The sequence below is a fragment of the Pseudomonas sp. NMS19W genome (assembly GCF_051554255.1).
In the GTDB taxonomy this organism is placed as follows: domain Bacteria; phylum Pseudomonadota; class Gammaproteobacteria; order Pseudomonadales; family Pseudomonadaceae; genus Aquipseudomonas; species Aquipseudomonas kribbensis.
On sequence record NZ_CP136718.1, the window covers coordinates 679679 to 690000 of the forward strand.

The following is a 10322-nucleotide window of genomic DNA, read 5'->3' on the forward strand; positions in this document are numbered from 1 at the left end:
TCACGGGTTCAATGGACAGCGTTGACCGAGCCGTTGCTGCAACTCGTGGCGCAGCTCGCCCAGTTCGGCCATGCGGGTTTCGATCAGCTTGAGCTTGTCTTGCAGCAGTTGCGTGACGGCGCTGTCCGGATCCGGCGATTGCCACAGCGCGCCAACGCTGCTGCCGATCTCGCCGAGGGTAAAGCCCAGACGCTGCGCCGTCTTGATGTACAGCACCAGTTGCACCATCTCCGGCGGATAGTCGCGATAGCCGTTGGCGCTGCGTTGCGCTGCAATCAATCCGCGTTCCTCGTAGAAACGCAGCGTGTCACGGCTGACATCGCAGCTCTGGGCCAGTTCACCGATGCGCATCAAGGACATCTCGAAAGTGTTTGACCCTGGAGCATACTCCAGGCTTTACCGTGGTTGCTCCCTGAATTTTCGGAGCAAGGACGATGTGGACTTCAACGCAGTATCGCAACCTGGTGCGTGGCAGTGCCTGGTATGACTTGATCGTGACGGCTGCGTTTGCCACGCCGTGGAGTTTTGCCGCGCTGCATGGGGTTTTGACGGCGCTGAGTCAGGCGCTGAACCTGCCCGGTGAGTTGCCGCCGTTCGAATCTGTGCACCTGTTGATGGCGAACCTGCTGGGCTCGGTGGTTTGCGTGTGGGCGGTGCTGCGGATTCGTGATCCGCAGCAGGTTTATGGACGCTATGACGCGGTGGCGCGGTTTCTGTTCGCCGCGTGGCAGGCGTATGCCCTGGCCCACGGCGCCAGTTCGTTGCTGGTGGGTTTCCTGCTCTTCGAACTGGCGTGGGGCATTGCTCAGGTGTTGCCTGTTAAAAGCCCCTCAGTGTCCGGCCTGCCACGGCTGGCCCAGTGACACCGGCGCATACAACCGCGTACGCACTGCATCCCGCGACAACAACACCAGCACCAGGATGGTCGCGACGTACGGCAGCATCGCCAGCAGACTCGATGGAATCGCCAGCCCCAACCCCTGCGCCACCAGGTGCAGGATGCTGGCGAGGCCGAACAGGTACGCGCCGAGCAACAACCGCCACACCCGCCAACTGGCGAACACCACCAGCGCGAGGGCGATCCAGCCGCGTCCGGCGGTCATGTTCTCGGCCCACATCGGCGTGTACGCCAGCGAAAGATAAGCCCCGGCCAGTCCGGCCATCGCGCCGCCGAACAATACGGCCAGCGTACGCACGGTCAGTACGGGCAGGCCCATGGCACTGGCTGCATCGGGATTCTCGCCGACCGCTTGAATGATCAGCCCGACACGGCTTTTCACGATCACCCAGGCCACCAGCGCAAACAGCGCGAACGACAGGTACACCAGCAGATCCTGGGCAAACAGCATGCGGCCGATCAGCGGGATTTCACTCAGGTAGGGAATCGCCAGTGGCTCGAATCCCGCCAGCGGTTTGCCGACCCACGCTGCGCCGACAAAGGTCGACAGGCCCACGCCAAAAATCGTCAGCGCCAACCCGGTTGCCACCTGATTGGCATTGAACACCAGCGCCACCAGGGCAAACAGCGATGACAACAGCATCCCCGCGAGCATCGCCAGTAAAACGCCGAGCCACAGGTTGCCGCTGTTGAAGGCGACGATGAAACCGATCACCGCGCCAAACAGCATCATCCCTTCCTGCCCGAGGTTGAGCACGCCGCTCTTCTCGCAAATCAATTCACCCAGCGCCACCAGCAGAAGTGGTGTGCCGCAACGCACCATGGCGTAGAAAACATTGCTCAGCAGATCGATGTCCATCACAGCGCTCCGGCGGTTACGGCGGTGGTTGAAGTGCGCCGCACCCAGCGCAGGTTCAGGCGTGGCCGGTAGAGGATCAGCACGTCACAGGCCAGCAGGAAAAACAGCATCATTCCCTGGAACAACTGGGTGATCGCCTGCGGCAGGTTCAGCGTCATCTGCGCGCTCTCGCCACCGATGTACAGCAGCGCCATCAACAGGCTGGAAAACAGAATACCGATGGGGTTGAGCCGCCCGAGAAACGCCACGGTGATCGCCGCATAGCCGTAGCCCGGCGAGACCTGCGGCACCAGTTGGCCGATCGGACCAGTGACTTCGCAGACACCGGCAAGTCCCGCCAATCCTCCGCTGATCAACAGCGCGAACCAGATCAGACGCTTCTCGCGAAACCCGGCAAATCCTGCCGCACGTTTATCCTGCCCGAGCACCTTGATCTGAAAGCCGACAAAGCTTTTTTGCAACAACACCCACACCGCCACCAGCGCCAGCAGAGCGAAATACACTCCGGCGTGAACCCGGCCATCCTCCATCAACAACGGCAGGCGGCTGGCGTCGCCGAACATTGCCGACTCGGGAAAGTTGTACCCGGCCGGGTCCTTCAAAGGCCCGTGGACGCAGAACAGCAGCAGGTTCAGCGCGATGTAATTGAGCATGATGCTGGTGAGGATTTCGTTGGCGTTGAAGCGCGTGCGCAGCCAGGCGGTGAGCCCGGCCCACGCGGCGCCGGCGAGTGTGCCGGTGAGCAGGATCAGCACCAGTGCCCAGCGGCTTTGCATGTCGATGATGTTCACCGCCAGCGCACTGCCGGCCAATGCACCGAGCAACAACTGGCCTTCGGCACCGATGTTCCAGATCCGCGCCTGATAGGCCACCGCGAGGCCCAGGGCGCAGAGCAGGATCGGCAACGCCTTGACCAATAATTCGGACACGCCATACAAGTCGCTGACCGGCGCGATCAGCAAGGTGTGCAAGGTTTGCAGCGGATCATGGCCGAGAGCGATGAACAGCAGCGAGCCACAGCCGAGGGTCAGCACCGCCGCCAACAACGGCGAGCACCACAACATCAGGCGCGATTGCCGGCCACGGGGTTCGAGGGAAAGCAGCATGAAAAACTCCGTTAAACCGCAGCGGGTTGAGGTTGAGGGCTGTGGAACTGGCCGGCCATCCAGCCACCGATATCGCTGATTCGGGTTTGCGCCGTGTCTTGCAGCGCCGACATCCGCCCGCCGCAGAGCGCACCGAGGCGGTCGCTGATCTGGAACAGCTCGTCGAGGTCTTCGGATATCACCAGGATCGCCGCGCCGGCATCGCGCAGGGCGATCAGGGCGCGATGGATCACCGCCGCCGCGCCGACATCCACGCCCCAGGTCGGGTGCGCGGCGATCAGCAGTTTCGGCTGCTGGAGGATTTCCCGGCCGAGGATGAATTTCTGCAGGTTGCCGCCGGACAGGCTGCGGGCGGCGGTTTGGGTGTCCGGGGTTTTTACTCCGAAGCGCTGGATGATTGCCTGGGCGAGGGATTCGACTTTGTTGCGCTCGATCAAACCGTGGCTGACCAGCCCTTGCTGAAAGGCTGTGAGCAGGGCGTTATCCGCCAGGCTCAACTCCGGCACCGCGCCGTGACCGAGACGCTCGGCAGGAACGAATGCGAGACCGAGTCTGCGCCGTGCATCCGGGCGCAGATCGGCTACCGCGTGTTCACCGAAACGAATAGTGGCTGCGACGTTGCGTGGCAGAGTCTGTTCGCCGCTGAGCAACGCCAGTAACTCGTCCTGTCCGTTGCCTGCCACCCCGGCGATGCCGACGATTTCGCCGCTGCGCACTTGCAAGTCGATGTCGGTCAACGAACAGCCGAACGGATCGGGGTTGTGCCAGTTCAATCCGCTAACCTGCAGGAATGTCGCGCCGCCACTGGCTTTCGGAAACTCGCCGATCAGCGCCGCCGACTCGCCGACCATCAGTTGCGCCAGTTGCTGGTCGGAGCATTGCGCCGGTACGCAATGTCCGGCCACCCGGCCGCCGCGCAGAACCGTGGCGCTGTGGCACAAGGCGCGGACCTCGCCAAGTTTGTGGCTGATGAACAGAATGCTGCAGCCCTCGGCAGCCAGCCGACGCAGGGTGATGAACAGATCGTCGGCCTCCTGCGGGGTGAGCACCGAGGTCGGTTCGTCGAGAATCAGCAGACGAATGTCCTGCATCAGGCAACGCACGATTTCCACTCGCTGGCGCTCGCCGATCGACAGGCTGTGGACAAGTCGTTCCGGTTCCAGCGCCATGCCATAACGGCGGGACACTTCGCGGATTTTCGGTTCAAGCTGTTTCGGCGTCCCGGCGGCCGGACCCATCGCCAGCGCAATGTTCTGCGCCACGGTCAGGGTTTCGAACAGCGAGAAATGCTGGAACACCATGCCGATGCCCAACTGCCGGGCCTGCGCCGGATTGCGCATGTTCACTGGTTGCCCTTGCCAGAGCATTTCGCCCGAGTCGGCCTGGGTGGCGCCGTAGATGATCTTCATCAGCGTGCTTTTGCCCGCGCCGTTTTCACCAAGCAGCGCATGGATTTCACCTGGGGCGATGCTCAGATCGATGGCGTCATTGGCGAGGCAACCGGGATAGCGTTTGCTGATGCGGCGCAGTTGCAGGCGCGGGGTGGGTGTGGGGTTGGGCATGACAGGCTCGGCTTGCTTGGAGTTGTGCCTGTGGATAAAGCAATTTCCTGGCCATTGAGTCAGGAACCCTTCAAGCGTTTGCCCGGCGCCCCTTCACCTAGAGCCGCGAAGGTAAAACTGCTCCGATTCGCAGCACCAATTCAGCGCAAAGCCTTTGATCAGGCTCCAGTTTTGCTCGTGAAATTCTGGTTAAAAAACGAGCAATCCCGCCGGAGCCAAGCTGCACCTGAGGCTACGTGAGTCATGAACGGGTTATCCACAGGTTGCTCCACAGTATTTGTGCGCAATCGGACAACCTTGGCATAAGCGCACCGGTGCTATCTCCCAATGGCGATAAACAGATCTAACTGATTGTTTTTGCTTGGAATTAAACTTTTTTCATGTGCTTTGGGCGAAAAGTGTACAAATCGCGCAAAGCCACGTGACAGAAGGGTTACAGCGGTGTGTGCTCAGGTTATCCACAGTCGGGTGCACAGGTGATGTGGGCAACTCTCTGGAATATGGGGATTTGCTCGTGCCCCGAAATATTGCAGGTGTTCAGCGCTGGAGCAGGATGCGTCCACGGCTGAGATCGGCCAGCTGGTTTTGCAGCAATGGAATCTGCGACTCACCCACCGCCAGCTGTAATTCGACGCCATTGGCGGTGAAGTTTTCTTCCACCACCAGACCGCCAAGATCCGCGACTCGTAACTTCACCAGTGCCAGTTCGGCAAACCCGCAGGCACAACGCAGGGGCACGCGGCTGATCAGTTCGATTTTCGGCGCGGCTTGCAGGCACTTGTTGGCGCCGCCGCCATAGGCCCGGGCCAGGCCTCCGGTGCCCAGTTGAATGCCGCCGTACCAGCGGATCACCAGCACCGCGACCTGATCGCAATCCTGCGCCTCGATGGCCGCGAGAATCGGCCGCCCGGCGGTGCCGCCTGGTTCACCGTCATCGTTGCTGCGGTACTGGTCGCCAAGTTTCCACGCCCAGCAATTGTGCGAGGCGTTCAAGTCGCTGTGCTGCTCGATGAAGGCTTGCGCCTCGGCAGGGCTGCTGATCGGCGCGGCGAAGGTGATGAAACGGCTTTTGCGAATCTCTTCGCGGAACTCGCAGAAGCCGCTGAGGGTAAATGGCATAAACGTCTTATAGAGAAGGAGTGAGGCCGCAGCCCTTGAGAATGATGCGGATCAGGTTGTTGCCGGCGTCTTCCATGTCCTGTTTGGTCAACTTGCTGCGACCGCTGACGCGGCAGATCTGCGTGGCGAAGTCGGCGTAATGCTGGGTGCTGCCCCACAACAGGAAAATCAGGTGCACCGGATCCACCGGGTCCATCTTGCCGGCATCGATCCACGCCTGGAACACGGCGGCCCGGCCCTGGAACCAGGCGCGGTAGTCCTGGTTGAAATATTCGGTGAGGCATTCGCCGCCGCTGATCACTTCCATCGCGAAGATTCGTGACGCTTGTGGCTGACGGCGGGAAAACTCCATTTTCGCGCGGATATAGCGGGTCAGCGCTTCGGCCGGATCGTCCTCGGCCGTGAGGGTGTTGAAGGTGCTGTCCCACAGCTCGAGGATGTTGCTCAGCACCGCCACGTACAACCCGAGCTTGTTGGTGAAGTAGTAATGCAGATTCGCCTTGGGCAACCCGGCCTTGGTGGCGATGGTGTTCATGCTGGTGCCTTTGAACCCGTGACGGGCGAACTCGTCTTCGGCGGCTTTGATGATGGTCTCTTCGTTCTTCTGACGAATGCGGCTGGCAGGTTTGCCACCGTGAGCAGGGACTTCAAAGGTCATAGGCACTTCCGGGTTTGTCTGTGGGGTGCAACCAGTTGCGTTGATAGCGCAACCGTCGGCCTGCGACAAGCCCCGGGCAATAAAACGTCGGTCATCAGCGGGTGGCGGCGAGGCTTTCGAGAAAGCTTTCCAGCACCAGATGCGGACGCCGGCCCTTGCGGGTGACCGAGGCCAGGCTCAAATCATAGAACCGCGTGCTGGCCTTGAGCGCACGCAGCCGTCCCTGTTGCACCCAGAGACTGGCGTAGTGATCCGGCAGATAACCGATGTAGCGACCGGTCAGAATCAGGAATGCCATACCCTCGCGGTCGGAGGCGCTGGCGGTGCAGTTGAGCGCCTGATAGTGGGCCTGAATTTCCGCCGGCAGACGGAAGGTCGGCGCGATGGCGTCCTGACTGTTCAGGCGTTCGTCATCCAGTTGCTTGTCATCGACGTAAAACAGCGGATGGCCGACCGCGCAATAAAGCAGCGAGCGCTCGCTGTACAGCGGCTGATATTCCAGTCCGGACAGCGCACTGGCCTGCGGCACCACGCCGACGTGCAGGCGACCGTCGAGTACACCTTGTTCGACTTCGTTGGGAGCGATCATGCGGATCTGGATCTGCACGTCCGGCCCGCGCTCTTTCAACTGCGCGAGCGCGTGGGTGATGCGCATGTGGGGCAGGGTGACGAGGTTGTCGGTCAGGCCGATGATCAATTCGCCGCGCAAGTGCTGGTGCAGGCCATTGACCTCGGTGCGAAAACTTTCCAGTGCACTTAAAAGCTGCAACGCCGATTGATAGACCTCGCGACCTTCTTCGGTCAGGGAGAAACCGGCGCGCCCGCGCTGGCACAGGCGCAGGCCGAGGCGTTGTTCCAGATCGCTCATCTGCTGGCTGATCGCGGAGCGCCCGATGCCAAGCACGGTTTCCGCCGCCGAGAAGCCGCCGCACTCCACCACGCTGCGAAAAATCCGCAGCAGGCGAATATCAAAGTCACTGACCTGGGCCAGCGGATCGGGGCGGCGGCTGCTCATTTTGTTGTTCTCATTGTTTAGCGGAGTTCTAACTGAAGGTTAGAAGAGTTGAATTTCACCGACTTTATCGGCGTGGCAACTTAGCTGCAACAACGACTTTTATCTCCCTGAAGCTTATTGCCCTGCGAGGTTTTGCCCGATGAACATGCCTGAAAACGCGCCGTCGCCACTGGCCAGCCAACTGAAGCTGGACGCGCACTGGATGCCGTACACCGCCAACCGCAACTTCCAGCGCGATCCGCGTCTGATCGTCGGTGCCGAAGGCAGCTGGCTGATCGACGATAAAGGCCGCAAGGTGTACGACTCGCTGTCCGGTCTGTGGACCTGCGGCGCCGGGCATACCCGCAAGGAAATCCAGGAAGCGGTGGCCAAGCAGTTGGGCACCCTCGATTACTCGCCGGGCTTCCAGTACGGCCACCCGCTGTCGTTCCAGCTGGCCGAGAAGATCACCGAGCTGACCCCGGGCAACCTGAACCACGTGTTCTTCACTGACTCCGGCTCTGAGTGCGCCGATACCGCAGTGAAAATGGTCCGCGCCTACTGGCGTCTGAAAGGCCAGTCGACCAAAACCAAAATGATCGGCCGTGCCCGTGGCTACCACGGCGTGAACATCGCCGGCACCAGCCTCGGCGGCGTCAATGGCAACCGCAAGCTGTTCGGCCAGGCGATGATGGATGTCGACCACCTGCCGCACACTCTGCTGGCGAGCAATGCGTTCTCCCGTGGCATGCCGGAGCAGGGCGGTATCGCCCTGGCCGATGAACTGCTGAAGCTGATCGAACTGCACGATGCTTCGAACATCGCAGCAGTGTTCGTTGAGCCTCTGGCCGGTTCCGCTGGTGTACTGGTTCCACCACAGGGTTATCTGAAGCGTCTGCGCGAGATCTGCGATCAGCACAACATTCTGTTGGTGTTCGACGAAGTGATCACCGGTTTCGGCCGTACAGGCACCATGTTCGGCGCCACCACCTTTGGCGTGACCCCGGATCTGATGTGCATCGCCAAGCAAGTCACCAACGGCGCGATCCCGATGGGTGCGGTGATTGCCAGCTCCGAGATCTACCAGACCTTCATGAACCAGCCGACCCCGGAATACGCCGTGGAATTCCCGCACGGCTACACCTATTCGGCGCACCCGGTGGCTTGCGCCGCAGGCTTGGCGGCACTCGACCTGCTGCAAAAGGAAAATCTGGTGCAGAGCGTGGCCGAAGTTGCACCGCATTTCGAAAATGCCCTGCACGGCCTGAAAGGTGCGAAGAACGTCATTGACATTCGTAACTACGGCCTGGCCGGTGCGATCCAGATCGCGGGCCGTGACGGCGACGCCATCGTGCGTCCGTTCGAAGCCGGCATGGCGTTGTGGAAAGCCGGGTTCTACGTGCGCTTCGGCGGCGACACCCTGCAGTTCGGCCCAACCTTCAACAGCAAGCCGCAAGACCTTGATCGTCTGTTCGACGCGGTCGGCGAAGTGCTGAACAAGCTCGACTGATTTTTCCTTCTATATAGCTACGCAAATAGCAGGCGTCCCTTGTGGGCGTCTGCGCACAAGAATTCAGGAGTTTTCGATGAGCGTTATCCCGCATTTGATCAATGGCGAACTGGTGACCGAGAACGGTCGCGCGGTCGATGTGTTCAACCCGTCCACCGGTCAGGCTATCCACAAGCTGCCGCTGGCCAGCCAGGAAACCATCCAGAAAGCCATCGATGCCGCCAAAGCTGCGTTCCCGGCCTGGCGCAATACGCCACCGGCCAAACGTGCCCAGGTCATGTTCCGCTTCAAGCAACTGCTGGAGCAGAACGAAGCGCGCATCTCGCAATTGATCAGTGAAGAACACGGCAAGACCCTGGAAGATGCTGCCGGTGAACTGAAGCGTGGCATCGAGAACGTCGAGTTCGCCTGTGCAGCTCCGGAAATCCTCAAGGGTGAGTACAGCCGCAACGTGGGCCCGAACATCGATGCCTGGTCGGACTTTCAGCCGCTGGGCGTGGTGGCCGGTATCACCCCGTTCAACTTTCCGGCGATGGTGCCGCTGTGGATGTATCCGCTGGCGATCGTCTGCGGTAACTGCTTCATCCTCAAGCCGTCCGAGCGTGATCCGAGCTCGACCCTGCTGATCGCTCAACTGCTGCTGGAAGCCGGCCTGCCGAAAGGCGTGCTGAGCGTAGTGCACGGCGACAAGACTGCAGTGGATGCGCTGATCGAAGCACCGGAAGTCAAAGCGCTGAGCTTCGTGGGTTCGACGCCGATTGCCGAGTACATCTATGCCGAAGGCACCAAGCGCGGCAAACGCGTACAGGCACTGGGCGGCGCGAAGAACCACGCGGTGCTGATGCCGGATGCGGATCTGGACAACGCGGTCAGCGCACTGATGGGCGCGGCTTACGGTTCCTGCGGCGAGCGCTGCATGGCGATTTCGGTGGCCGTGTGTGTGGGCGACCAGGTAGCCGATGCACTGGTGGCGAAACTGGTTCCACAGATCAAGGCGCTGAAAATCGGTGCCGGCACTTCTTGCGGTCTGGACATGGGGCCGTTGGTCACGGGGCAGGCGCGCGACAAGGTCAGCGGCTATGTCGAAGACGGCGTGGCGGCGGGCGCGACCCTTGTGGTCGACGGTCGTGGTCTGAGCGTTGCGGGTCATGAAGAAGGCTTCTTCCTCGGCGGCTGCCTGTTCGATAACGTCACCCCCGAGATGCGCATCTATAAAGAAGAGATCTTCGGGCCGGTATTGTGCATCGTTCGGGTGAACAGCCTGGAAGAGGCGATGCAACTGATCAACGATCACGAATATGGCAACGGCACCTGCATCTTCACCCGTGACGGTGAAGCGGCGCGTCTGTTCTGCGACGAGATCGAAGTCGGCATGGTCGGTGTCAACGTGCCGCTGCCGGTGCCGGTGGCTTACCACAGCTTCGGCGGCTGGAAGCGCTCGCTGTTCGGCGACCTGCATGCCTATGGTCCGGATGGTGTGCGCTTCTACACCCGTCGCAAGGCGATCACCCAACGCTGGCCACAACGTGCGAGTCATGAAGCTTCGCAATTCGCATTCCCTAGCTTGTAAGTAGAAGGGCATTGCAAAGAAGGCCGGCCTTTTAAGGTCGGCCTTC

Annotated in this window: 10 protein-coding genes; 3 read left to right on the forward strand and 7 right to left on the reverse strand. The window is 61.1% G+C overall.

All coding sequences use genetic code 11. The features are described from left to right. Entirely contained in the window at positions 1-351 is a 351-nt protein-coding gene (locus tag R1A29_RS02950; protein WP_408986543.1) for a MerR family transcriptional regulator, read from the reverse strand. Positions 352-434: 83 nt separating this feature from the next. On the opposite strand from R1A29_RS02950, the gene R1A29_RS02955 reads away from it, so the two are divergent. After that, entirely contained in the window at positions 435-863 is a 429-nt protein-coding gene (locus R1A29_RS02955; protein WP_438300605.1) for a hypothetical protein, read from the forward strand. Here R1A29_RS02955 and R1A29_RS02960 read toward each other — a convergent pair. The 6 genes from R1A29_RS02960 to R1A29_RS02985 form a co-directional block, all read right to left on the reverse strand. Then, positions 831-1757, reverse strand: coding sequence for an ABC transporter permease (locus tag R1A29_RS02960; RefSeq protein ID WP_134825389.1), 927 nt, complete (start codon positions 1755-1757; stop codon positions 831-833). The two genes, R1A29_RS02955 and R1A29_RS02960, sit on opposite strands and share 33 nt — an antisense overlap. Then, positions 1757-2863 (reverse strand): ABC transporter permease, encoded by a 1107-nt coding sequence (locus R1A29_RS02965; protein ID WP_438300606.1) that lies wholly within the window; start codon positions 2861-2863, stop codon positions 1757-1759. Before R1A29_RS02965 ends, R1A29_RS02960 begins: the two co-directional genes overlap by 1 nt. A gap of 11 nt (positions 2864-2874) precedes the next feature. Next, positions 2875-4425, reverse strand: a complete 1551-nt coding sequence (locus R1A29_RS02970) for an ABC transporter ATP-binding protein (RefSeq protein ID WP_438300607.1) — start codon at positions 4423-4425, stop codon at positions 2875-2877. A gap of 537 nt (positions 4426-4962) precedes the next feature. Then, positions 4963-5544: an IMPACT family protein gene (locus R1A29_RS02975; protein ID WP_438300608.1), complete on the reverse strand. Its 582-nt coding sequence runs from the start codon at positions 5542-5544 to the stop codon at positions 4963-4965. A gap of 7 nt (positions 5545-5551) precedes the next feature. After that, positions 5552-6202: a TetR/AcrR family transcriptional regulator gene (locus tag R1A29_RS02980; RefSeq protein ID WP_085711287.1), complete on the reverse strand. Its 651-nt coding sequence runs from the start codon at positions 6200-6202 to the stop codon at positions 5552-5554. Between the two features lie 94 nt (positions 6203-6296). Continuing rightward, complete coding sequence (locus R1A29_RS02985; protein ID WP_007958517.1) at positions 6297-7217, reverse strand: LysR family transcriptional regulator; 921 nt, start codon at positions 7215-7217, stop codon at positions 6297-6299. A gap of 139 nt (positions 7218-7356) precedes the next feature. Here R1A29_RS02985 and R1A29_RS02990 point away from each other — a divergent pair, with 139 nt between their 5' ends. Both R1A29_RS02990 and R1A29_RS02995 read left to right on the forward strand, forming a co-directional pair. Next, positions 7357-8706 (forward strand): aspartate aminotransferase family protein, encoded by a 1350-nt coding sequence (locus tag R1A29_RS02990; RefSeq protein ID WP_438300609.1) that lies wholly within the window; start codon positions 7357-7359, stop codon positions 8704-8706. Between the two features lie 76 nt (positions 8707-8782). After that, a complete protein-coding gene (locus R1A29_RS02995; protein ID WP_085711290.1) occupies positions 8783-10276 on the forward strand; it encodes a CoA-acylating methylmalonate-semialdehyde dehydrogenase in 1494 nt (497 codons plus the stop codon). Positions 10277-10322 lie beyond the last annotated feature (46 nt).

Coding starts and splice junctions, on each gene's coding strand:
- R1A29_RS02950 (WP_408986543.1), bottom strand. CDS start 351: ATGCGCATCGGTGAACTGGCCCAGAGCTGCGATGTCAGCCGTGACACG.
- R1A29_RS02955 (WP_438300605.1), top strand. CDS start 435: ATGTGGACTTCAACGCAGTATCGCAACCTGGTGCGTGGCAGTGCCTGG.
- R1A29_RS02960 (WP_134825389.1), bottom strand. CDS start 1,757: ATGGACATCGATCTGCTGAGCAATGTTTTCTACGCCATGGTGCGTTGC.
- R1A29_RS02965 (WP_438300606.1), bottom strand. CDS start 2,863: ATGCTGCTTTCCCTCGAACCCCGTGGCCGGCAATCGCGCCTGATGTTG.
- R1A29_RS02970 (WP_438300607.1), bottom strand. CDS start 4,425: ATGCCCAACCCCACACCCACCCCGCGCCTGCAACTGCGCCGCATCAGC.
- R1A29_RS02975 (WP_438300608.1), bottom strand. CDS start 5,544: ATGCCATTTACCCTCAGCGGCTTCTGCGAGTTCCGCGAAGAGATTCGC.
- R1A29_RS02980 (WP_085711287.1), bottom strand. CDS start 6,202: ATGACCTTTGAAGTCCCTGCTCACGGTGGCAAACCTGCCAGCCGCATT.
- R1A29_RS02985 (WP_007958517.1), bottom strand. CDS start 7,217: ATGAGCAGCCGCCGCCCCGATCCGCTGGCCCAGGTCAGTGACTTTGAT.
- R1A29_RS02990 (WP_438300609.1), top strand. CDS start 7,357: ATGAACATGCCTGAAAACGCGCCGTCGCCACTGGCCAGCCAACTGAAG.
- R1A29_RS02995 (WP_085711290.1), top strand. CDS start 8,783: ATGAGCGTTATCCCGCATTTGATCAATGGCGAACTGGTGACCGAGAAC.